Origin of the sequence: Aliarcobacter sp. (genome assembly GCF_041672065.1) — a bacterium.
GTDB classification, from domain to species: Bacteria; Campylobacterota; Campylobacteria; order Campylobacterales; family Arcobacteraceae; genus Aliarcobacter; species Aliarcobacter skirrowii.
Genome location: NZ_JBAZAH010000001.1, coordinates 47357 through 70431 on the forward strand (window position 1 = coordinate 47357; position 23075 = coordinate 70431).

General features: G+C 29.3%; 21 protein-coding genes. 6 read left to right on the forward strand and 15 right to left on the reverse strand.

The window, feature by feature from the left end; genetic code table 11:
* Nucleotides 1–15: 15 nt before the first annotated feature.
* The 7 genes from hemC to WC168_RS00260 form a co-directional block, all read right to left on the reverse strand.
* On the reverse strand, nucleotides 16–954 hold the full coding sequence (hemC, locus tag WC168_RS00230; protein WP_319084115.1) for a hydroxymethylbilane synthase: 939 nt from the start codon (nucleotides 952–954) through the stop codon (nucleotides 16–18).
* Nucleotides 954–1790: a DsbA family protein gene (locus WC168_RS00235; RefSeq protein WP_372616895.1), complete on the reverse strand. Its 837-nt coding sequence runs from the start codon at nucleotides 1788–1790 to the stop codon at nucleotides 954–956. The genes hemC and WC168_RS00235 overlap by 1 nt, the downstream gene beginning before the upstream one ends.
* A gap of 11 nt (nucleotides 1791–1801) precedes the next feature.
* The gene (locus WC168_RS00240) at nucleotides 1802–3505 is read right to left on the reverse strand and encodes a DNA polymerase III subunit gamma/tau (RefSeq protein WP_372616897.1); all 1704 of its coding nucleotides are present in this window, start codon (nucleotides 3503–3505) and stop codon (nucleotides 1802–1804) included.
* The gene (gene murI, locus WC168_RS00245; RefSeq protein ID WP_066355766.1) at nucleotides 3502–4284 is read right to left on the reverse strand and encodes a glutamate racemase; all 783 of its coding nucleotides are present in this window, start codon (nucleotides 4282–4284) and stop codon (nucleotides 3502–3504) included. Before murI ends, WC168_RS00240 begins: the two co-directional genes overlap by 4 nt.
* A gap of 101 nt (nucleotides 4285–4385) precedes the next feature.
* Nucleotides 4386–5738 carry an NADP-specific glutamate dehydrogenase gene (gdhA, locus tag WC168_RS00250; RefSeq protein WP_372616899.1) on the reverse strand — a complete coding sequence of 451 codons (1353 nt, stop codon included), beginning with the start codon at nucleotides 5736–5738 and terminating at the stop codon, nucleotides 4386–4388.
* A gap of 139 nt (nucleotides 5739–5877) precedes the next feature.
* Nucleotides 5878–7200: a transcription termination factor Rho gene (gene rho / locus WC168_RS00255; protein WP_066160146.1), complete on the reverse strand. Its 1323-nt coding sequence runs from the start codon at nucleotides 7198–7200 to the stop codon at nucleotides 5878–5880.
* A gap of 162 nt (nucleotides 7201–7362) precedes the next feature.
* The gene (locus tag WC168_RS00260) at nucleotides 7363–7959 is read right to left on the reverse strand and encodes a peroxiredoxin (protein WP_066160143.1); all 597 of its coding nucleotides are present in this window, start codon (nucleotides 7957–7959) and stop codon (nucleotides 7363–7365) included.
* A 166-nt stretch (nucleotides 7960–8125) separates the two neighbouring features.
* Here WC168_RS00260 and WC168_RS00265 point away from each other — a divergent pair, with 166 nt between their 5' ends.
* The 6 genes from WC168_RS00265 (at nucleotide 8126) to WC168_RS00290 (ending at nucleotide 11475) form a co-directional block, all read left to right on the forward strand.
* Nucleotides 8126–8398 carry a DUF362 domain-containing protein gene (locus WC168_RS00265; protein ID WP_066160140.1) on the forward strand — a complete coding sequence of 91 codons (273 nt, stop codon included), beginning with the start codon at nucleotides 8126–8128 and terminating at the stop codon, nucleotides 8396–8398.
* Between the two features lie 73 nt (nucleotides 8399–8471).
* Nucleotides 8472–8885 carry a nucleoside-diphosphate kinase gene (gene ndk, locus WC168_RS00270; protein ID WP_066160137.1) on the forward strand — a complete coding sequence of 138 codons (414 nt, stop codon included), beginning with the start codon at nucleotides 8472–8474 and terminating at the stop codon, nucleotides 8883–8885.
* A gap of 6 nt (nucleotides 8886–8891) precedes the next feature.
* Entirely contained in the window at nucleotides 8892–9266 is a 375-nt protein-coding gene (locus WC168_RS00275; protein WP_066160135.1) for a hypothetical protein, read from the forward strand.
* Nucleotides 9267–9278: 12 nt separating this feature from the next.
* On the forward strand, nucleotides 9279–9431 hold the full coding sequence (gene rpmF / locus WC168_RS00280) for a 50S ribosomal protein L32 (RefSeq protein ID WP_066160132.1): 153 nt from the start codon (nucleotides 9279–9281) through the stop codon (nucleotides 9429–9431).
* The gene (gene plsX / locus WC168_RS00285) at nucleotides 9431–10462 is read left to right on the forward strand and encodes a phosphate acyltransferase PlsX (RefSeq protein WP_066160130.1); all 1032 of its coding nucleotides are present in this window, start codon (nucleotides 9431–9433) and stop codon (nucleotides 10460–10462) included. The genes rpmF and plsX overlap by 1 nt, the downstream gene beginning before the upstream one ends.
* Nucleotides 10463–10476: 14 nt before the next feature.
* Nucleotides 10477–11475, forward strand: coding sequence for a beta-ketoacyl-ACP synthase III (locus tag WC168_RS00290; protein ID WP_372616903.1), 999 nt, complete (start codon nucleotides 10477–10479; stop codon nucleotides 11473–11475).
* A 15-nt stretch (nucleotides 11476–11490) separates the two neighbouring features.
* Here the strand turns inward: WC168_RS00290 and WC168_RS00295 are convergent, their stop codons facing one another.
* The 8 genes from WC168_RS00295 to WC168_RS00330 all read right to left on the reverse strand — a co-directional run bounded on the left by WC168_RS00295 (nucleotide 11491) and on the right by WC168_RS00330 (nucleotide 23074).
* Nucleotides 11491–11925: a hypothetical protein gene (locus tag WC168_RS00295; RefSeq protein WP_066355773.1), complete on the reverse strand. Its 435-nt coding sequence runs from the start codon at nucleotides 11923–11925 to the stop codon at nucleotides 11491–11493.
* On the reverse strand, nucleotides 11926–13941 hold the full coding sequence (locus WC168_RS00300; RefSeq protein ID WP_372616905.1) for a dynamin family protein: 2016 nt from the start codon (nucleotides 13939–13941) through the stop codon (nucleotides 11926–11928). It lies immediately after the preceding gene.
* A complete protein-coding gene (locus WC168_RS00305) occupies nucleotides 13941–16280 on the reverse strand; it encodes a dynamin family protein (protein ID WP_372616907.1) in 2340 nt (779 codons plus the stop codon). Before WC168_RS00305 ends, WC168_RS00300 begins: the two co-directional genes overlap by 1 nt.
* A 97-nt stretch (nucleotides 16281–16377) precedes the next feature.
* Nucleotides 16378–17109, reverse strand: a complete 732-nt coding sequence (locus tag WC168_RS00310; protein WP_066160114.1) for a fumarate reductase iron-sulfur subunit — start codon at nucleotides 17107–17109, stop codon at nucleotides 16378–16380.
* Entirely contained in the window at nucleotides 17109–19094 is a 1986-nt protein-coding gene (locus WC168_RS00315) for a fumarate reductase flavoprotein subunit (protein WP_125296938.1), read from the reverse strand. Before WC168_RS00315 ends, WC168_RS00310 begins: the two co-directional genes overlap by 1 nt.
* Entirely contained in the window at nucleotides 19094–19894 is an 801-nt protein-coding gene (locus WC168_RS00320; protein WP_372616910.1) for a fumarate reductase cytochrome b subunit, read from the reverse strand. The genes WC168_RS00315 and WC168_RS00320 overlap by 1 nt, the downstream gene beginning before the upstream one ends.
* Before the next feature lie 172 nt (nucleotides 19895–20066).
* The gene (locus WC168_RS00325; RefSeq protein ID WP_066160199.1) at nucleotides 20067–21587 is read right to left on the reverse strand and encodes an NADH-quinone oxidoreductase subunit N; all 1521 of its coding nucleotides are present in this window, start codon (nucleotides 21585–21587) and stop codon (nucleotides 20067–20069) included.
* Complete coding sequence (locus WC168_RS00330) at nucleotides 21587–23074, reverse strand: NuoM family protein (protein WP_066160106.1); 1488 nt, start codon at nucleotides 23072–23074, stop codon at nucleotides 21587–21589. The genes WC168_RS00325 and WC168_RS00330 overlap by 1 nt, the downstream gene beginning before the upstream one ends.
* Nucleotide 23075 lies beyond the last annotated feature (1 nt).

Consider the following 23075-nt stretch of genomic DNA (forward strand, 5'->3'; position numbering starts at 1 on the left):
TTTCTAATAAATTTATTATTTAAAAGCCATAGCCTCAGCTCTTTTTAGAAGCTCAACTGCACCTTTTTTTATAAACTCATTTGCAAAATCTCTTCCAGCACTCTCAAAAGAGTTTATATCTATAATTTTTTCATCTTTTATATATTCACTTCCATCAGGAAGTCCTACAATTGCAGATATTTTTACACTTTTTTCATCTTGAATTGTTGCTTTTACACCAATTGGAACTTGACAACCACCCTGTAAAGTATCCACAAAACCTCTTTCTATTGTTGACTCAATTTGCGCATTTTTATCATTTAAAACTTTTACTATCTCTATTATTTTTGGATCATTTGTTGTCTCTATTCCTAAAGTTGCTTGTCCCATAGATGGAATCATAACATCTGTTGAAATTGGAGTGAAATATTTAACCTCATTTTCTAAGTGTAGCTTCTCTATTCCTGTTGCTGCAAGTATTATTGCATCATACTCACCTGCATTTAGTTTTGCTATTCTTGTATTGATATTCCCTCTTAAATCTTTAAGTTCAATATCAGGTCTTAACATCTTTATAGCCATTCTTCTTCTTAAACTTGTAGTTCCAACAACAGCACCTTTTGGTAACTCTTCAATTGTTTTGTATTTGTTACTTAAAAGTGCATCTTGTGGATTAAATCTCTTTGAAACAGCAGCAAGAACTAAACCATCTTCAAACTGTGTTGGTACATCTTTTAGTGAGTGAACAGCTAAATGAGCACTTCCTTCAAGCATTGCAACTTCAAGCTCTTTTGTAAAAAGCCCTTTTCCACCAATTTTTGCCAAAGGAACATCTAAAATCTTATCCCCTTTTGTAGTAAACTCTTGAAGCTCTACTTCCATATTTGGATAGTGTTTTAAAAGTTCAGCTTTTATATACTCACTTTGCCAAAGTGCTAATTGGCTTCTTCTTGTTGCAATAACTAATTTTTGCATTATTTAACTCCTTTTAACTTTTTATACTCTTCTTTTGTATTATCTTTTTTACCATTTACATAAATAGTTGGCGTTCCATTAATCAATAGTTTTTCAGCCATTAAAACCTCATCTTCTAAAGCTTTTTGATATTTTTCATCTTCAAGATCTTTTAATGATATATTAGTTTTTAAAGCCTTATTAAAACTATTTAAGATAAGTTTTCTATCTTCACTATTTGCATCAAAATATTTTTCCCATCTTATCTCATAAGCTTTTTTTATAATATTTTTATCATCTTGTTTAGCTATTTCTATTAGTTTTGATAGATCATTTGATGCTTTATGAATTCTTGTAAGTGGAAAAGCATAGTAGTATAAAGCAATACTCTCTTCATTTTTATTTACAAAATCTATAAGCTGTGGAATATAGTGTTGGCAAAATGAGCATAATGGATCTGAAAAAACAACTAATTTGTTTTTTGCGTTACTTTTTCCAGCAATTAATCTTGAATTATCATAATAACTCTCATTTATATCAGGTGCAATATTAGAACCAAAAGAGGTACCACTTTTTAAATCAAAAAGTTCAGTGGTAACCACTTCATTATTTGAAAACAAAATATCTTTTACTCTCATATTTCCATCTTGTGTATCTAAATCTAAATTTAGTACATATGCACTCCAATCACCTTTTATATCAAGTTTTTTCTTATAAAAAACCTCTACACTATTTAAAACAATATTTGGATTTTGACTCAATCTTTTTTTCTCAAACTCAATTACTAAGTTATCATTTGCAAAAACTACATTAAAAAAAATAGCAAAAAAAAGTGCCAATTTAAATATATTTTTCATAATCTCTCCTATTAAATTTTTGGTTTTACTACAATTCTTTTAATATCAAAAAGCTCTTTTGCTTGATTTATCATCTTTGTATCTAAAAGATCTTTTACCTCAAGCTCTTTTTGATTTAAGCTTTCAACACTACTATCCAAACTACTTGCAACACAACCTGAACTTGTAGCAAAACTCTCCTCTTCTTTAGGATTTAAAACTTCATTTAGCTCTTTTATTGGCTTTGATGTTTGGTTTATGGTGGCATCATCCTTTTTAAAATCTATTTTAGTATTTACTCCAAAAATATCACAAGTAAATGTTTTGATTAGATTAAAATGTTTATATAAAAAGTTTCTATCCTCATCTTTTGCATAAGATACAATATTTAAAGTCTCATTTTCAAAACCATTGTAAATAAAGTTTCTCTCAAAACACTCTCCAAGTTCACTACTTCTATCGTAAAGCTTCTCAATTAAGATTTGATACTTATCCATAAAAATATCACTCTCTTCTTCAATAGCCTCATAAACAACTTCATCAACATCAGTTGTAACAACTTGTGCTTCTAAACTTTTTTGAACTACTTGAGGATTTGTTTTTGTTTCTATTTTTAATTCTTGTTTTGATTCAATTATTTGCTCAATTTTTTTATCAGGAATTGGTTTTATAGATTCAACTTGATTTAAAATCTCATCAATACTTTTTAAATTTGTAGCCTCTATAAGTTTCATAAAAGTTAAAATAAGAACAAAACTATCATCACTATTAAGTGATAAAAGGTGTTTTGAATCACCAATTATTCTAAAAAATCTCTCATAAAAAAATGTATTAAATCTGCTATCTTTTTCAAGCATTGCAGTTTTTAAATAGTTTGTCATCTCATTTAAAATCTGATTTGCTTCATAATTTTGAAGCTCCTCTAAAAGTGGATTAAAATCATCTTTATTTAAAACTGTTTTAAATATTTTATCCATCATTTGTGGATCAATAAGTCCTAACATATCAACAACACTTGCAACATCTATATTTGCTTTTGAAAAAATTATAGCCTGATCAAGAAGTGTTAATGTATCTCTTAAGCTTCCTTGTCCACTTTTTGCAATAATCTCAAGTGCTTGTTTTTCAAAAGATATCTGCTCTTTATTTAAAATTGATGAAATATGATTTACAACATCACTTTGAGAAATTTTATTAAATCTAAAGTGCTGTGTTCTACTTAAAATTGTAGCTGGTAATTTTAGTGCATCTGTAGTTGCAAGTATAAATTTTACAAATCCTGGAGGCTCTTCAAGAGTTTTTAAAAGTGCATTAAATGCTTGAGGTGTAAGCATATGAACCTCATCGATTATAAAAACTTTAAATCTAGCACTACTTGGTTTATACTTTGTATGCTCTATTAAATCTTTTATATCATCAATTCCTCTATTACTAGCAGCATCCATCTCTATAATATCAAGATGTCTTCCACTATTTGCACTAAGGCAGTGTTCACAAACTTCACAAGGTTTGCTAGTAGGTCCCTTTTCACATAAAAATGATTTTGCCATTATTCTTGCTGTACTTGTTTTTCCACTTCCTCTTAATCCTGAAAACAAATAAGCATGAGATAATCTATTTGAATCTAAAGCCAAAGATAGTGTTTGAGAAATTGTAGTTTGTCCTACTAAATCTTCAAATCTTCTTGGTCTATATTTTAGAGCTAAAACTCTATTTTCTACTATATTTTCACTCATATTTTACACTCGCTTAGCTCATATTTACTATCTTTTAAAATAAATTTTACCTTATCGAAATTTATCTTACTACTATATAAAATAGTGATATTTGAGCTATGTCTTCCATAATCTTTTAATAAACTTAGTTCAAATAATCTTTTTGCAACTGCATTTGCTGAATCAAAAAGTGTTATATTGTTATTAAAAAATGAGCTTATTTCATCTTTAATTATTGGATAGTGTGTGCAACCTAAAACTAAACTATCAATATTTTTATCTTTTAAAGGTTCTAAATATAGTTTTAGCATCTCTTTTGTTCTAGGATTATTTACCTCTCCATCTTCTATCTCTTTTGCTAAACCAGAACAAGGAATATGGTACAAATTTAACTTTTTATCTTTTGTCAAATTTGCAACTAACTCTTTATATTTTTCACCATTTATTGTAGATGGTGTTCCCATAATAGCAATATTTGAATTTTTTGAAAAATTTATAGCAGGCTTGAGTGCTGGTTCAACTCCAATAATTGGTAAATCTTTAAACTTCTCTCTTAAATGTTTTATTGCAACAGATGTTGCAGTATTACAAGCAATAACTAAAATATCAATTTTATAATTATCTAATAAGTAGTTTGTAATATCATCACATCTTTTTAAAATAATTGATTTTTCTTTCTCTCCATAAGGAGTATATAATGTATCTGCAACATAAAAAAACTCTGTGTGATTTACCATTTTTACGATAGAATTTAGTATTGTTAATCCGCCAATACCTGAGTCAAAAAGTCCTACTCTCAAACTATTCCTTATTTAATTTTTTCGCAAAATTATAGCTAAAAAACGATAAGAAACAGTCAAGTTTTAAGCAAAAAGAAGGGTTTCCTTAAGCTATATTTTTATCAAACAACACCTTGTTCAATCATAGCATCAGCTACTCTTCTAAATCCAGCTATGTTTGCACCTAAAACAAAGTTTGTAGGTTGTCCAAACTCTTCAGCAGTTTTACTAACTCTTTGGAAAATTCCTAACATAATTTGCTCTAGTTTTGAATCAACTTCTTCAAATGTCCAGTTAATCATAGCTGCATTTTGTGCCATCTCTAATTGACTTGTAGCAACACCACCAGCATTTGCTGCTTTTCCAGGTCCATAAGCTATTTTTTTCTCAACAAAATAATCAACAGCTTCATTTGTAGATGGCATATTAGCACCTTCACTTATACAAAAACATCCATTTTTAATAAGCTCTTTTGCATCTTCTAAATTTAACTCATTTTGAGTAGCACTTGGGAATGCTGCAAAACAAGGAACAGACCAAACTGCATTTCTTCCAGCTGGATAATCTTCAATAGGAGTATATTTTGCATTTTTTCTATATTTCACATACTCTGTAAGTCTTGCTCTTTGATTCTCTTTTAACTCTTTAAGTAAATCTAAATCGATTCCCTCTTCATCTAAAATCATACCTTTTGAATCACTACAAGTAATAGGTAGTGCACCTAAATGATACAGTTTTTCAATTGTGTAAATTGCAACATTTCCAGAACCTGATACTACACATCTTTTTCCTTTAAGAGTCTCTCCTCTAGCATCAAGCATATTTTTTGCAAAATATACACAACCATAACCAGTTGCTTCAGTTCTAGCTAGCGAACCTCCCCATTTTAAAGATTTACCTGTAAAAGTTCCATCATATCTGTTTGCTAATTTTTTATACATACCAAACATATATCCGATTTCTCTTCCACCAACTCCAATATCTCCTGCTGGAACATCCGTAGTTGCACCGATATGTCTATAAAGTTCTGTTACAAAGGCTTGGCAAAATCTCATGATTTCATTTTCACTTTTCCCTTTAGGATCAAAGTCACTTCCACCTTTTCCACCACCAATTTGTAAACCAGTTAAAGCATTTTTGAATATTTGCTCAAATCCTAAGAATTTAATAATTCCAGTATTTACACTAGGATGGAATCTTAATCCACCTTTATATGGTCCTAATGTTGAGCTAAACTGTACTCTATAACCTTTGTTGATTTGGATTTCACCTTTATCATCAATCCATGTTACTCTAAACATTACTTGTCTTTCAGGTTCTAACAACCTTTCTAACACTTTTTGGTCTTTGTATTTTGGATATTTATCGAATAGTGGTTCAAGTGAGTGTACTACTTCTTCAACGGCCTGATGAAACTCATTTTGTGCTGGGCTAGTTCTTTTTAGATACTCTAAAATCTCTTTTAAGTTTGCCATTGTCCTTCCTTTAGTTCAAATTTCGGGAGACAATCTTACCAGAGGTTTTATTTGATTTTGCTGAAAAAGATGTAAAATATCTACAAATTTGTAAATATTTTACATTTATATACATTTTTAAGAAGATTTTAAGTAACTATTACTCATTCATTGAGGCAAAAAACTCATCATTATTTTTTGTTTTTTGCATTTTTGGATATAAAAATTTAAGAACATCAACTTCATCCATCTCTGCCATTGCATTTCTTAATATCCATGTTTTTTGTAAAATATCAGGGCTTAAAAGAAGTTCCTCTTTTCTAGTTCCTGATTTAACAATATCAATAGCTGGATAAACTCTTTTATTAGCTGCATTTCTACTTAATACAACCTCAGAGTTTCCTGTTCCTTTGAACTCCTCAAAAATAACTTCATCCATTTTTGAACCAGTATCAATAAGTGCAGTTGATATAATTGTAAGGCTTCCGCCCTCCTCTATATTTCTTGCAGCTCCAAAAAATCTTTTTGGTTTGTGTAGAGCATTTGCATCAACTCCACCTGAAAGAACTTTTCCAGATGATGGTGTTACAGTATTATAAGCTCTTGCTAATCTTGTAATAGAGTCAAGTAAAATTACAACATCTTTTTTCATCTCTACAACTCTTTTTGCTTTTTCAATAACAATTTCAGCAACTCTAACATGATTGTGTGCTGGTAAGTCAAATGTTGAACTATATACTTCACCTTTTACACTTCTTTGCATATCAGTAACCTCTTCAGGTCTTTCATCAATTAATAGAACCATTAAAGTAACTTCTGGATGATTTTTTGATATTGCGTGTGCTAACTCTTTTAGAAGTTCTGTTTTACCAGTTTTTGGAGGTGCCACTATTAAACTTCTTTGTCCTTTCCCCATTGGAGCAAAAAGATCCAAAACTCTCCCTGTTAATTTTTGTGAATCAAATTCAAACTTAAATTTTGTAGTAGAGTATAAAGGAGTTAAATTATCAAATAGAGGTCTATTTTTAGAATCTTTTACTGGTAGATAATTTATTGCTTCAATTTTAAGTAGTGCATTATATTTCTCACTATCTTTGTTTGGTGGTCTAACTTGCCCTGTAACAATATCACCTGTTCTTAATGCAAATTTTCTAATTTGTGTAGCACTCACATAAGAGTCATTTGATGTATCAGAAAAATTTCCATCAATTGCTCTTAAAAAACCAAATCCACCCTCTTTTATCTCTAAAATACCAGTAAATAATATAAAGCCACCTGCATCAATTTGAGAAGCAAGTATCATAAACATTAAATCTTGTCTTTTTAACTCTTGAGGATTTTCAACTTCAAGTTCATTTGCAATATCAATTAGAGTCTCAAGAGGAAGTTCTCTTAATTGTTCTATCCTATAACCTTCAACAGGTACATGGGTTCTTGTTTTTTTTGTAGTTTTCGTTTTTTGTTCTTCTTTAGATTCTTCCATAAAAGTTGTTACCTTTGATTTTAGATAGAAATATATCTATTTTTTGTAGTTTTTTGTAGCTTTGTAATAAAGTAAAGTGAAATTTTAATTAATATTTTATAATTTGTCAAGAAAAAAGAAAAAGAGGCAGTTACTGCCTCTTTTGTAAAGATAAATTAAATATTATAATTTTTCTGAATTTTTTCCTAAGTATTCAGCAACACCATCTTTGTCTGCTTTCATACCTTCGTCACCTTTTTGCCATCCAGCTGGACAAACTTCTCCATGCTCGTTAGTAAATAACATTGCATCTACCATTCTAATCATCTCATCAACATTTCTTCCAAGTGGTAAGTCGTTGATTACTGCATGTCTAATTGTTCCATCTTTGTCAATTAAGAAAGATCCTCTTAATGCAACTGATTCACCAAATAATACATCATAATCTTTTGCAATTTGTTTTGTAATATCAGCAACCATTGGGAATTTTACTCTTCCAATACCACCATTTGCAACTGGTGTTTCTCTCCATGCAAAGTGTGAGAATTGAGAGTCAATTGAACAACCAATTACTTGAATTCCTCTATCTTCAAACTCTTTAATTCTGTTTGAGAATGCAATAATTTCTGATGGACAAACGAAAGTAAAGTCTAAAGGCCAGAAAAATAGTACCGCACCTTTTTCTCCAATATTTTTGTATAGATTGAAATCTTCTACTATCATTCCATCTGCTAAAACAGCTGTAGCTGTAAAATCAGGAGCTTTTTTTGTAACTAACATTTTTAATCCTTTTGTAATAAATTTTAAATTGATGGTGGAATTTTAACAAAAAAAATTTAGAAATAGCTTAAATATAAAAAAGTTTTTTAAAAGATAAAAATTATCTTTAATAATATTTTTATTTTTACTTAGCTAAAGTTTCTAAAAAAATTATGGAGATATTAATATGGCAGTTTTAATTACTGATATTTGTATAAGCTGTGATGCTTGTTTAGATGAGTGTCCAGTTGGAGCAATTGTTGATAATGATGATAACCCAACAGGTGAAGATATTTATTATGTATATAAAGATAAATGTGTAGAGTGCGTTGGACACAATGATGCACCTGCATGTGCTGATGCTTGTCCTACAGAGGGTTGTATAGTTTGGGATGAAGCAGGTTCTAGTAAAATTGAGAAAGATGATAGAGGAGCTGCTGGAGAACCAGTAGTTGAATAATTATTAAAAAACTTGCTTTTTTATAAGATTTCAGATATAATCCGCGACTTAAAAAAATAAAGAGGAATTAAAGATGGAAAGAACACTATCAATTATTAAACCAGATGCAGTAGCAAAAAATGTTGTAGGAAAAATCTTAGACAGATTTGAAAGTGCTGGTTTAAAAATTGCAGCTACTAAAAAAATGCAATTAAGCAAAGCTGATGCTGAAGCTTTTTATGCAGTTCATGCAAGTAGACCTTTTTTCAAAGATTTAGTTGAATTTATGATCTCTGGACCAGTTGTAGTTTCAGTTTTAGAAGGTGAAAATGCAATGGCAAAAAATAGAGAGTTAATGGGTGCAACAAATCCAAAAGAAGCAGCAGCTGGAACAATTAGAGCTGATTTTGCTGAATCAATTGATGCAAATGCAGTTCACGGAAGTGACTCATTAGAAAATGCTGCAATCGAAATTGCATTTTTCTTCTCACAAAGAGAGATTTGTTAATAAACTATGAAAATAGAGTTTAAAAAAGTACCACAAGATAAAAAAGATTTAAAAGTATCTTTTGATTCAGTAAATATTGAAGGTACTTTTTGTAGAATTTCACCTAGTTTAGTAAAAATAGAAGCAAAACTTACAGGTGAAGTTTTAGTTGATTGTTCTAGATGTCCTAAAGATATAGAGTTAAAGTTAAATGAAGATTTAAATCTTCTTATATCAAATGGTATTTTTAAAGGCATAGAGGATGATTTTTTAGTAATTGAAGTTGATGAAATTATTGATTTTGATGAAATTATTAAAAGTGAAATAAATAGTATAAAAAGTGATTACTATTTATGTAGTGATTGCAAAAATGACAACACTAATTTTGAAAAAGAATTTTAAAAGGAGAATAATATGGCAGTACCAAAAAGAAGAGTTTCACACTCAAGAGCGGCTAAAAGAAGAACACATTATAAAATTACACTTAAAAAACCTGTAAAAGATAGTGATGGTTCTTGGAAAATGCCTCATATGGTTAATCCAAACACTGGTGAATATAAAAACTAATGATAAGAATAGCAATAGATGCAATGGGCGGGGACTTCGGTCCTGAGCCAATTATAGAAGGGCTTATATTAGCCATTAGAAACAACAATAACTTTACAGCACTTGCTGTTGGTGATAAAGATATTTTATCAAAACTAATCCCTACTACCTTTTTAAATAGAATTGAAATTATTGATACTAAAGATGTAATTAGTATGAATGATCATGCAACTGATGCATTAAAAAGAAAAGAGTCAACAATTTATAAAGCAATTGAATTAGTTCGTGAAGGAAAAGCTGATGCTGTTGTATCTGCTGGACATTCAGGAGCTACTATGTCTTTGGCTACTTTAAGAATTGGAAGAATCAAAGGTGTAAGTAGACCTGCAATTGCTACACTAATGCCTACAAGTGAAAATCAAAATACTTTAGTACTTGATGTTGGAGCAAATGTAGATAGTGATGCTAAAAATTTATTTGAATTTGCAGTTATGGGTCAAGCTTATGCTCAAACTGTATTAAGATTAGATGAACCAATAGTGGGACTTTTAAGTAATGGTGAAGAGGAGAGCAAGGGTAACGAAGTTACGAAAGAAGCTTATAAACTAATCTCTAAAATTCCAAACTTTGCTGGTAATGTTGAAGGTAATGATATTTTCAAAGGAACTGTTGATGTTGTTGTTTGTGATGGTTTTGTAGGAAATATTCTATTAAAAACAGCAGAAGGTGTTGCTGATACAATTAGTAAAATTATGAAAAAAGATTTAAAGCGTTCTTTAATTGCAATTACTGGTGCAGTTTTAATGAGAAAAGTATTTAAAAATCTAAAGGTAAAGGTTGATTATGCTGAATATGGTGGAGCACCATTACTTGGAGTTAAAGCACCTGTTATTATATCTCATGGAAAATCAAATCCAAAAGCTATAAAAAATGCAATATTTCAATCACTTTTATCTGCTAGTTCAAATCTTGAAGAGATTATTGAGAAGAGATTAGCAAAATATTCTGCTAAAGAAGAGAGTAATTGCGAAACAACTGCAACTACTTTATAATGAAGGATTAATTTATGATATATGCAGCTTTTAGATCTATTGGTGCTTACATTCCACCAAAGATTAGGACAAATGCAGACTTTGAAAAAATTATTGATACTACTGATGAGTGGATTACAAGAAGAACAGGTATAAAAGAGAGAAGAATAGCTGAAGATAATGAAGCTTCTTCTGATTTAGGAGCAAGAGCTGCTGAACTTGCTATACAAAGAGCAAATATATCAAAAGATGAGATTGATTTGATTATTTGTGCAACTGTTACTCCTGATTACTTATGTATGCCTTCAACTGCTTGTTTGATTGCATCTAAAATTGGTATTACAAATGTTATGGCATTTGATGTTAGTGCTGCTTGTACAGGATTTGTATATATTTTAAATATTGCAAAAGCATTTATTGAGTCAGGTTTGAAGAAAAATGTTTTGATTATTGGTGCTGAGAAATATAGTTCAATTTTAAACTATGAAGATAGAACGACTTGTTTTATATTTGGAGATGGCGCTGGAGCTGCAATTATTAGTGCAACGAATGATAAAAGCGAAGCTATTATTGATGTTAGTTGCTCTAGTGATGGAACTTATGAAGATTTAATAAAAACAGCTGGTGGAGGGAGTAAACATCCTTGTTCTCAAGAGGTTTTAGATGCAAAAATGGCATGTATCTCTATGAAAGGAAATGAGACTTTTAAACTAGCTGTTAAAACTTTAACTTCAGATGTACAAGAGATGATGAAAAGACATAATTTATCAAATGAAGATATAAATCATTTTATTCCTCACCAAGCGAACTATAGAATTATAAAAGCAGTTGGAGAAGCTTTGAATTTAACAGATGAACAAACTGTTGTAACTGTTGATAAATATGCAAATACTTCAGCCGCATCAATTCCTATGGCTATGAATTATGCTTTTGAGCAAGGTAGAATTAAAGCTGGTGATACAGTCTTATTTGATGCCTTTGGTGGTGGTCTTACATGGGGATCAGCTCTATTTAAATTCTCACCTAAAAAATAGTTTTAAAACTATTTTTTAGTTAAACTTTTTATTATTTGGATTATTTTTAAAAACATCAAAAGAGTTCTTCTTTGGTTCTTTACTCTCTTTTTCTATAGTTGCACATAAATTTAAAACTAATATATTTTCATCCACAATAACTTGAAATATCGATTCAAATGGAACTTTTAGCACACTCCCAAAATTATCTTGCCCAAATCCAGCTTCAAAAAATAAATCATTTTCATTTGTATGTGCTGATTCAAAAGTATAACCAGCTAGTGAAAATAGTGAGTATTCATTTAAATTTTTAGATATATCTTCTGGTAATTTTGGATTAAAACTAATATTTTTAATATTTGCAACTATTCCAAAATGTATCTGTTCTTCAAGTAAAAACTCTATAGACTCTTTTACATTTTTTGAAGATATATCTATATATTTTTGATTTCTTAATATATTTTTTAACATTTAAATCTCACTTTTTATCTTTTCTAAATCTTTAATTTTTTCTAAATATTGATTCTTTCTATTTTTTACAAACTCTATTCTATCTTGATTTATCTCTAAATATTGCTCTTTAGAGTATTTTATAATTTTAAATAGGTAATTTCTTTTTGATGTCAAAAAATCCTCAATTTTTTCAAATGCAAAGTTTGCTTTTAATTTTGCAACTATCTCATCTTCTCTTGGATGAGAGATTGAAAATCTAGTTGGCTCTTTTTTATATAACTCTTCACTTTCAATAATTTGTTGCTCAAAGTGTGCAATAGTTGCTTGTGTTGTTTGAATATATGAATAAGATAAAGCTCCATTAAAATATGCAAATTTCTTTCTTAAAGCTGAAATATTCTCTAATATTGCTTTATGGTACTCTCTTAAAACATTTTCATAAACTTTTGCTGCAAAATGTCTTGTATTTGAAAACTCAGCATCAGATGCAATCTCTCTATTCTTTCTTATAAGTTCATAAGGTTCTTGCCAATTTACAACATCATTTCTAATCATTCTATAAACATCTCTAAATGCCTCATCGCTATCTAGTTCAACATTTTTAAGGAGTTTAATTGAACGCTTAAACATCTTATCTATTGTTTGATCATCATAAAAAAGAGCTTTATAAACTGCATCTGAATCAATCCAGTAAGTTTCATATTCAACTTTTTCTATCTTTTCACCAAAGAAATTTTTAGACTCATCAAATCTAAAAGCTTTCTTTGTTTTGATATTTTTAAATGTTTCATGAGCTATTTTTTCCATAACTGAAATTAGTGAGTTATATATTGTAAATAGATCTTTTGAATATTTTGATAATATCTCATCGAAAGCTTTTAAAACTTTCTCTTCTGTGTTAGTTAAAACTTCAACTAAAGCATCATATACTTTTAAAATTGTCTCATACTCTTTTATTAAAATATCACAAAAACTTCTTAAATCTTTTTTAATTGCAAACTCTTTTGCCTCTTGAGCTTGTGGTCTTATTGAATTATTAATAAAATCTAAAACCTCTTGAATATTTGACTCTTCAAGAAGTTTTGTATTATCACTTGTATCACTATTTTTTATATTTTTAATGCTATTTTTATATTCACTTAATAAAGAGTCAATTTTGCTCTCATTTGAGTCTTTAAGCTCATTTTTTAAACAATTTATAAAATCTCTATTTTGATCTTCAATTAATATATCTTTATGACTAGCTCTTCCTTCTAAAGCTTTAATAGCAGATATTGGAACAACTTTTGCAAAATATTTACTAAATTTCTCTTTTACATAGTTTGTTGTTGTCTCAACTTGCTGTGGAGTTAATTTGTCTTTTTGGTTTAAAACACACAAAGATTTATTTTTAAAATGTTGCATATACTCTTCTAAAACTTGAGCCTCAGATAGCTTTCCAGCGTTATCAATAAGTGTAAGCCATATAATTCCACCAACATCTTTTAAAACTCTTCTTGTAACATCTGTATCACTTTGAGATTGTGAGTTAAGTCCTGGAGTATCAACAAATGAGATATCTTTTAAAATTGGCATTGGAGCATAAAGTGTTAAGTATTTGATATTTTTCATATCATCTTGTCTTTGATCTGTAAAATCAGCAATACTCTCAATTGGTGCATACTCTGTTGCTCCTGAGTAGTAAGTTATTTTTAATTTAAACTCATCTCCATAATTTATAAAATTTACTTTTGAAGTAACAGGTGTAATACCAGTTGGTAAAATATTTCTAGATAAAAGTGCATTTAAAAAAGTCGATTTCCCTGCACTAAATTGTCCAGTAATTGCAACTTCCATAGGATATCTAGCACGACGAATCTGTTTATTTAAAATTGTTTTTAATTCACTTGATGGTAAAAACTTCTCATCTAAAAGTTTATCTATCGTTTTTTTAATCTCTCCAACTAATCCATCTTCATAAACAATCTCTTTATCACTTAGATTTTGATTATACTCTTCAATAAAATTTTTTAAGATATTTAAATTTGCACTCATTAATTTAATCCTTTAATATCTATTAATATTGACTCTAGTTTTTTAATATTTTGATGTATTAAAACTGAATTTTTAGCCCTATTTTCATCATTTTCTTTGAAGTTTTGTAGCTCTTTTTCCAAAGTTTCTTCATCATTTTTTATTTTTTGTTCATAAGCAATAACTGGAGTATTTAAAGTTTTAAAGAAGTTATCAATTAAAATTTGGCTTAAAGATTTTGCTTTACTTTGAATATCTTTTACAATTGGTTCAAACTCTGATTTTATAATATCTTGTAAAGCTCTTTCTAGTTCATTTAATTTTGACTCTTTTGAGTTATTTGTCTCTTTTACAATTAAATTTACCAATACTTCATTACTTGAAGTTAGAAAACCACTTTTAAAATCATCTTGGAAAAATCCTCTAGCATCAAAATTATCATTTTTGTGTCCTAAAGTAAATCCTAAATCATGATATTTTTGTTCACACTGCTCACCAATGGTTTGAGATTTTTTTATAAATTTGTATCTATAATCTCTAATAATATCAATTATTCCATCTTTAATTGCTGTTTGAACTATTATTTTAACTCTTTGTTCATCAGCTCTTTTTTTATCTTTTTGGAAACTATATCTAACATCATTTATAACTCTTTGTTTTACAACATTTTGAAGCTCAATTAACTCACTTTGTAAAAATGTATCAAGTGATTCTATGTAGTTTTTTGCATCGCTTTTATAAAAGTTTATATCCTCTTTTATACTAAATAAAACTCTTTGTTTTTTCTCTTTATTTTTTTTAAGCTCAGATAGTTCTGCTTCTAATTCATCTTTTGATTTTCCAAGAAGTTTTAACTCATAATTAAAAAAGCTTATTTGTTTCTCTAGCAATCTTATAAGTTGAGTTTTTGTTGATTGAATTACCAAATCACCTTTTTGTGAATTTGTACCAAAAAGTGACTCATATAAATACTCTTCAATCTCTAAAATTCCAGTATCTTCGATTTTAAATCCAGCTTTTAAAGCCTCATCTTCTCTTCCTGTTCTATGAAGAAGTGCCATGTATCCAGAAATTGGAATAAATTTTATACTTTTTAAAATATGGTCAAGTTGTGAATCTTTATTTTGTGCTTTTAGTTGTCTTTGAATTGAAGTTTTTGTATAGTTTATAACCTCTTCCAAACTCTTTTTAGAAACAGTATCTGCTCGTGTAATTACAACTAATAGTTTAGAGATATTTTGATATAAAACAGCATCAATTATAAACTCAACATCTTTTAATGTTGCACTTTGCGACACATTCATAAGATGCAACATCATATCGCACTTACTTATATACTCTTTTGTAATCTCCTCTCTTTGAATTACAGGGTCATCAAGTCCAGGTGTATCAACTATTTCAATACCATCACTTAAAAACTTTAAATCAGCACCTAACTCTACATATTTTACAAGATTACATTTTTTTCCACTATGATCTGCTGATGTGTAAGATTTTAAATCGTTTATATCAACTTCATCAAATCTTGAACTATCTTTTATATAATTTTTTAAATCATCTTTAAATACTCTTTTTGTCTCTTCAACAAACTCTCTCATGCTCTCTAAATTTTTTGCACTATTTTCAATCTTTTCCCACTCTTTTTTATCCCAATAAAAAACTTTTGCATTTGGTGTAGGATTATGTTTTACTATAGTTAAATTTGCTGTTTCAGGAACAACCGCACTTCCTAAAATCTCTTTTCCCATTAAAGCATTTAACATAGTTGATTTTCCAGCATTCATAACACCTGTTATTCCAATAGAAAATTTTTGATTATTTAAATACTCATTTATAGTTGCAAGCTCATTTTTTAATTCACTATTTTTTATATACTCTTGTAAATCTCTTATTAAATTCTCAAAATTGGCTTTTAAATCTTTATATGAAATTTTTTCAATCTCTTCTTTCGTATCAATCTTTTCAATATTTAAATTTAACTCTTTATAATCAAATAGTGAAGTAAGTTTTGTATAACTCTCTTGGTTTATTATATGTTGATCTTTTAAGTATGAAAGTGAGTTATGAATAGTATCTAAGCTATTTTTTGTACTATTTTTTGCAATATTATCAACAATTTCATATTGAATATGATTTAACTCACTTAAACTTGTTGGAGGTTTTATATCTAGCTGTCTACATAAATCTTTAAATGATTCTAAGTTTATAAACTTATTGTAGTTTTTTCGATTTGCACAAATTATAAGTGCAAAAATTGTTAAATGATTATCATCTAAATTATCTCTTAAAGGCTCTAAATCTAAACTCTTTTCAAATATTAATCCATGATAAAGTAAAAAATAGTCACTTGCTAAACTCATCTTCTCTCCTAAAATAAAAAAAGTTAAATACCATTTAAATATGATATTTAACTTTTTCTATTATTTAGATTTATGAGAGTAAAACTCTCATAAATTTTTATCTTAGTGCTACTAATTTTCTTCTTAAGTAAGCAATTTTATTTTGTAGTGGTAAATGTTTTGGACAGTGGTCTTCACAAGCCATTAATGACATACAACCAAATACTCCATCATCATCTCCTACTAACTCATAGAAATCTTCCGCAGTTCTATTATCATGTGGATCTATATCAAATCTTGCAATTCTATTTAATCCAACTGGTCCAACAAAGTTTGGTCTCATTAGCATTGTTCCACAAGAAGCAACACAAATACCACACTCAATACATCTATCAAGTTCAAATGTATCGTTTGCTAGTTTTGGATCAACTCTTTGCTCCATTTTTGAGATATCAACCTCTTCATTTGAGTGAATCCAAGATTCAACTCTTTTGCTCATAGCATCCATCCATTTACCTGTGTTTACTGATAAATCTTTGATTAGTTCAAATGCAGGCATAGGCATTAATTGTAATTTTCCAGTTGGATAGTTTGCAATTAGTGTTCTACAAGCAAGTGCAGGTTTTCCATTTACCATCATTCCACAGCTTCCACAAATTCCAGCTCTACATACGAAGTCAAAAGATAAATCAGCATCATAATTTTCTCTAATTAAGTTTAATGCAATAAAAAGAGTCATACCTGGAGTCTCTTCTAATTTAAACTCTACAAAGTGAGGTTTTGAAACCTTACTTCTAGGATTATATTTAAGAACTGAAATTGTAATTTCTCTACCTTTTTGTGCGCTCATTATTTATCTCCTGCTCTTTCGTTTTTCTCTTTGTAGTTCATTGGTAAATTAAATGGCATTAATGCATCTTGAATCTCATGTCTATCTTTACCTTCATTTTGCATTTTTTCTGTAATCTCATCAACTTGAGCTTGTCTAACTGCTGATTGTTCATGCTCAATAATCATACCCTTCGCACCATAACCTCTAAACGCTGGTGGCATCTCCATTTTCATAATATCAAGTGGTTCATAAGTTATAGTTGGTTCCATATCATTTTTGTTTGGCCAAGATGTTAAAGTTCTATTTAACCAGTTTTTATCATCTCTCATTAAATAATCTTCTCTATAGTGAGCACCTCTTGATTCAGTTCTATCTCTTGCACCTTTAGCAACACAAAGTGCAACTTTTAACATTTTTGGAACTCTATATGCCTCTTCAAGTTCTGGATTTCCAGCTTTTTCTTTTGATTTAACTGTGATTTGTTTAGTTTTAGCTAAAAGTTCTTTTAACTCTTCAACAGCCTCTTTTAGTGGTTCACCACTTCTAAAGATACCAACTTTCTCATCCATTAACTCTTTCATTCTATTTTTAATTTTGAAAATATCTTCATTTCCATTGTAAGATAAAATCTCATCAATATATGCTTCTTGCTCATCAACAAATTTTTGAACAACAGAAGTTGGAATTGTTACATCATTTTCTAAACAGAAATCTGCAAAATAGTTTCCAATAATCATACCAGCAACAACTGTTTCAGAAACTGAGTTTCCTCCAAGTCTGTTAAATCCGTGCATATCCCAACAAGCAGCTTCTCCACAAGCAAATAGACCTTTTAGGTTTTGTGACTCACCAGTTGGTTTTGTTCTAATTCCACCCATTGAGTAGTGTTGCATTGGAAGAACTGGTGCCCAACCTTTTGGACCCTCATCAGCTGGATCAATACCGTTGAAAATTTGACATATCTCTTGAACGTCTCTTAAGTTTTTCTCAATATGCTCTCTTCCAAGAATAGAGATATCTAACCAAACATGATATCCATAAGGAGAAGGAACACCTTTACCATTTCTAATATGTTCAATCATTCTTCTTGAAACAACGTCTCTTGATGCAAGTTCTTTTTTCTCAGGCTCATAATCTGGCATAAATCTGTGACCATCAACATCTCTTAGAATTCCACCATCTCCTCTACAACCTTCTGTTAATAAAATTCCAGATGGAACAATTGGAGTTGGGTGGAATTGTACAGCTTCCATATTTCCTAATGTTGCAATTCCAGTCTCTAAAGCAATAGCAGCACCTGTTCCTTCACAAATTACAGCATTTGTAGTTTGTTTAAATACTCTTCCATATCCACCTGTTGCAATACAAGTTCCTTTTGCAACATAAGCTTCTAATTCACCTGTAATTAAATCTCTAACAACTGCTCCATAACATCTTCCATCTTCATGAATTAAGCTAATTGCTTCTTTTCTATCTCTAATATCAACATTATGTTTTAAAGCTTCATTTGCAACACCAAATAACATTGTATGACCTGTTGCATCAGCTGTGTAACATGTTCTCCATTTTTTAGTACCACCAAAATCTCTTGAAGTGATAAGTCCGTGTCTATCTTCATCTTCAGTAATAGTTGTTTTTTTAGCATTAATAACAGCTTCTCTAGTACCTTTTTCAACTCTTGACCAAGGAACCCCCCAGCTTGCTAACTCTCTAATAGCTTTTGGTGCAGTGTGTACGAACATTCTAGCAACATCTTGATCACATCCCCAGTCACTACCTTTTACAGTATCTGCAAAGTGTAAATCTTCATTATCTCCATCACTCATTTTAGAGTTTCCTAAAGATGCTTGCATACCACCTTGAGCAGCAGCACTATGAGATCTTTTAACTGGAACTAAAGATAATACAATAGTACTTAAACCTTTTTTTTGTGCAGCAACAGCAGCTCTAAGACCTGCAAGTCCTCCACCAATTACTAATGCATCACAGTAATTAATTTTCATTATGCGATTCCTCCAACACTTTTAGTTTTCATTTCATAATTCATAATCTTAGCAGATGGCTGGAATGAATCTCTTGGAGTACCATTTTTAGAGTTTTCATAACCTATTTTCATATAAGCTGCTAAAGAAGCAAATCCTAAAACTAAGAAAAACACTGTTAAAGCCCATTTAACTTTTTTAAGTGCTTTTCTAGTAGCTTTTGGATTTTCACCATCAAACCATCCCCATTTTACACAAAGTCTATATAAACCAATTGTTCCGTGAAATTCAACTGCTAATAGTAAAAGAATATATAGTGGCCACATATACTCATCCCAAACTCTAGCACTACTTTCATATGGTCCAATTTGATCTGGATGAGTCATAATTACATATAAATGCACTGAACCCAAAAAGAACATTGCAAAACCTGTAAATGCTTGTGTAAACCAAAGTTTTGTATCATCATGACCCATACTTTTTGCATGAGCTTTAATTACTTGATACTGTTTAAAATTCCCTGGTAATTTTCTCATACCTAAAGCTGCATGAACTATAAAAATAATAAAAATAATTAAAGCAGCAATAGATACTAAAAGTGGATTTCCACCTTCAAATATAAAGCTACCCTCCAATAATTTAGTAACTTGGTACATAAAATCATCTGACACTAAAATTGATGCAACAAGTAACATATGTGCCCACATAAATAGAGCTAAAAATCCACCTGTAAAACTTTGAATAAAATCAAGTTTTGCAGGAAGTCTGCTCTTTTTACCCTCTGTTGTTTTTCCTAAATAACCCTCTACTAGGTCACTCATATCCTATCCTTTCTTCAAGATTTAATTTTTACATAAAATAATATCCAAATATAGATTTAATATATATCAAGTAAATGTTATTTTATCGGTTTTATCTGTAAGATTGTAGAAAAGTTACATTTAGCCTATTAAAGGCTAAATGTTTATTTAATAAGTGTGTAAAAATTATACTCTATTTTAAAAAAAGAGATTGTACTGCTACTTGTGCAAAATTAATTAATGTATCAATATTTAATACAGGTATAAAGAATACAATAGCAGATCCAATTCCTCCAATCAGCGTTAAAATAGCTACAAAAAGTGTTGCATAAGTTGAAACTCTACTATCATCAAACTCTTCACCTTTGCACTCACTATTTGCAGGATAAAAATACATAACTGCAATTAATCTTAAGTAGTAGTACATAGATATAATTGTTGCAACTATTGCTAAAACAGCAATAGCAATATATCCAGCTTTAATTGTTTCAGTAAATACATAAATTTTTCCTATAAAACCAATAGTTCCTGGAATTCCAGCAAGTGATAAAAGAAATATTGTCATCATTGCTGCTAAAAATGGTCTTTGTTTTGCTAAACCTTTAAAATCATCATAAGTAACTTTTGTATTTGTATCAGAAATTATATGAGATGCTAAACCAAAAGTTCCAAGAGCTGATAATAAATAAGCAATTAGATAAAACATTATTGAATAAGCAGCATCAATATTTATAATTCTATCATCGGCATATGTTAATGCTAAAAATGCTAGTAGTAAATATCCTGTATGAACAATTGATGAAGCTGCTAACATTCTTTTTACTATTTGTTGAGTAATTGCTAACCATGTTCCAAAAACTAAAGTCAATATAATAATTACTTGTAATATTCCATCCCAAAAATCAACTATTGGAGATATATACTCTAACATTATTCTTAAAAAGAATGAGAAAATTGCAATTTTAAATGTTGATGCCATATATGCTGTAATAACTATTGGAGCACCTCTATAGATATCAAGTACCCATGATTGGAATGGAAATGCAGCAATTTTAAATAAAAATGTAAATAAAATTAGTGTTAATCCTATATAAACTAATGGTAAAGTTTGACTATTTGGATTTATAACATAACTGTATATATCAGCTAAATTTGTACTTACAACTGCTCCATAAACTAATACAGTTCCAAGAAGATAGAATGCTCCAATAAAAGCACCTAAAACTAAATATTTAAAAATTGCTTCAACTCTTTTAGAGTCATCTCTATTGTATCCAACCATAATATAAACACTAAATGATGCAATTTCTAATGCAATAAATGCAGTTATTAGTTCATTTGCTTGTGCTAAAACCATCATTCCAAATAGAGCAAATAATAAAATACTAAAAAACTCGCCTTTAAAATATTTTCTATTTTGAATATAGTGTTCACCAATTAAAATTGTAAGAAGTGTTCCTAAAATTAGAAGAATATTAAAGAAGTTTGAAAAAGTATCAAATGTTAATACATTATTCAAAAATCCTTCATATGGTTGAACTGAATATAGTGTATTTACATTAAAAAGTGTAAATACCAAAGCAACAACTAAAAAAAGTGATGATACAAATATATGGCTCTTTATAGTAATGTTATCATACATACTCATAAAAAGTAGTGTAATAGCTCCAAACAATACCAACAAAGTTGGCATTAAATATATAAATTCACTCATCATTTTGTTGCTCCAATTTGTAAAATATCTTGTAAATAGTGAGTAACTGTTGGTTCAAATTTATCAATAAAAATCTCTGGATAAACACCCATTATAAACACTAAAATAACCCATGGAATTAATCCAACAATCTCTTTGATTTTTAAATCTCTCATTTTAAGTTCTGCTGAACCCTCAGGTCTATCTTGCAATATTGCTCTTTGAAACATCCACAACATATATGAAGCTCCAATAATTACAGATAGTGCTGCAACTGCTCCTAAATAAGGATTAAAATTAAATACTCCAAAAATAATTAAAAGTTCAGATACAAATCCATTTGTTCCAGGTAATCCAACATTTGCAAAAAGCATAATTGCAAAAATAAATGTAAATATTGGTGCTTTTTTTGCAATTCCACCTAAATCTTTAATTGTTTTAAATCCAGTTTGCTCTTGCATTAAACCAACAAGTAAAAATAGTGCTCCAGTTGCAATTGCGTGAGCAATTACTAAATATAGTGCTCCATTAATACCATAACTATTTAGTGAAAATATACCAGCAGCAATAAAACTTAAGTGAGAAGCTGAAGAGTATGCAAACATTCTTTTAATATCATCTTGCATAAGAGCTGCAACTCCAAAATATACTAAACCGAATAGACCAAGAATTACAAACCAAGTAGCATATTCAACATAAACATCTGGGAAAATTGGAATTAAGAATCTAACAATTGCATAAACTCCTAGTTTTGCCATTATTGATGATAGTAAAAAAACAGCACCTGTTGGAGCATTTTTATATGTCTCCATAATCCAAGTGTGTAGTGGAAAAAGTGGAACTTTAATAGCAAATGCTGCTAGAAATGCCAAAAATAACCAAACTCTAGTTGATCTATCAAGCTCTGTTACCATCATTAAATTATCATAAGCAAAAGACCAAACTCCAAACTCATTAAAGTAAGCAACTCCAAGATATAAAATACCTACAAGCATTAAAAGTGATCCAGCCATTGTATAAACTGTTACTTTAATTGTTGTAAATACTTTATCTCCAAATCCATATTGACCAATCATTAAAAAGACTGGTAGAAGCATAATTTCCCAGAAGAAATAAAATAGTATTAAATCAAGTGATAATAAAGCTCCTGTAACTCCTGTTTGAACTAAAAGCATATTTATCCAATAACCTTTAGTTTTCCCTTCCCATAAAAGAAGATATGATGTTGGAATTAAAATTGCAATCATCATAAGAATTGTTAAAGAGAAACCATCTAATCCAATATAGTAATTAATACCATAAGTTTCTATCCAAGATACATTTGTAACAAACTGCATACCAGCACTTGGCTCAAACTCTATATAGATTTTTAATACAAGTGCTAAAATAACAGTTGTTGTTAAAAATGCTATATTTCTAATTGTATTTACATCTTTTGTAGTAATCATTAATCCTATTGCTACAACAGCTGGTAAAAATATAATAAATGAAAGAATATCTGCACTCATA

Coding starts and splice junctions, on each gene's coding strand:
- WC168_RS00315 (WP_125296938.1), bottom strand. CDS start 19,094: ATGAAAATTAATTACTGTGATGCATTAGTAATTGGTGGAGGACTTGCA.
- WC168_RS00295 (WP_066355773.1), bottom strand. CDS start 11,925: ATGTTAAAAAATATATTAAGAAATCAAAAATATATAGATATATCTTCA.
- plsX (WP_066160130.1), top strand. CDS start 9,431: ATGATAAGAATAGCAATAGATGCAATGGGCGGGGACTTCGGTCCTGAG.
- hemC (WP_319084115.1), bottom strand. CDS start 954: ATGCAAAAATTAGTTATTGCAACAAGAAGAAGCCAATTAGCACTTTGG.
- ndk (WP_066160137.1), top strand. CDS start 8,472: ATGGAAAGAACACTATCAATTATTAAACCAGATGCAGTAGCAAAAAAT.
- WC168_RS00305 (WP_372616907.1), bottom strand. CDS start 16,280: ATGAGTTTAGCAAGTGACTATTTTTTACTTTATCATGGATTAATATTT.
- gdhA (WP_372616899.1), bottom strand. CDS start 5,738: ATGGCAAACTTAAAAGAGATTTTAGAGTATCTAAAAAGAACTAGCCCA.
- rho (WP_066160146.1), bottom strand. CDS start 7,200: ATGGAAGAATCTAAAGAAGAACAAAAAACGAAAACTACAAAAAAAACA.
- WC168_RS00265 (WP_066160140.1), top strand. CDS start 8,126: ATGGCAGTTTTAATTACTGATATTTGTATAAGCTGTGATGCTTGTTTA.
- WC168_RS00300 (WP_372616905.1), bottom strand. CDS start 13,941: ATGAGTGCAAATTTAAATATCTTAAAAAATTTTATTGAAGAGTATAAT.
- WC168_RS00275 (WP_066160135.1), top strand. CDS start 8,892: ATGAAAATAGAGTTTAAAAAAGTACCACAAGATAAAAAAGATTTAAAA.
- WC168_RS00235 (WP_372616895.1), bottom strand. CDS start 1,790: ATGAAAAATATATTTAAATTGGCACTTTTTTTTGCTATTTTTTTTAAT.
- WC168_RS00290 (WP_372616903.1), top strand. CDS start 10,477: ATGATATATGCAGCTTTTAGATCTATTGGTGCTTACATTCCACCAAAG.
- WC168_RS00320 (WP_372616910.1), bottom strand. CDS start 19,894: ATGAGTGACCTAGTAGAGGGTTATTTAGGAAAAACAACAGAGGGTAAA.
- WC168_RS00260 (WP_066160143.1), bottom strand. CDS start 7,959: ATGTTAGTTACAAAAAAAGCTCCTGATTTTACAGCTACAGCTGTTTTA.
- WC168_RS00325 (WP_066160199.1), bottom strand. CDS start 21,587: ATGAGTGAATTTATATATTTAATGCCAACTTTGTTGGTATTGTTTGGA.
- rpmF (WP_066160132.1), top strand. CDS start 9,279: ATGGCAGTACCAAAAAGAAGAGTTTCACACTCAAGAGCGGCTAAAAGA.
- WC168_RS00330 (WP_066160106.1), bottom strand. CDS start 23,074: ATGAGTGCAGATATTCTTTCATTTATTATATTTTTACCAGCTGTTGTA.
- WC168_RS00310 (WP_066160114.1), bottom strand. CDS start 17,109: ATGAGCGCACAAAAAGGTAGAGAAATTACAATTTCAGTTCTTAAATAT.
- WC168_RS00240 (WP_372616897.1), bottom strand. CDS start 3,505: ATGAGTGAAAATATAGTAGAAAATAGAGTTTTAGCTCTAAAATATAGA.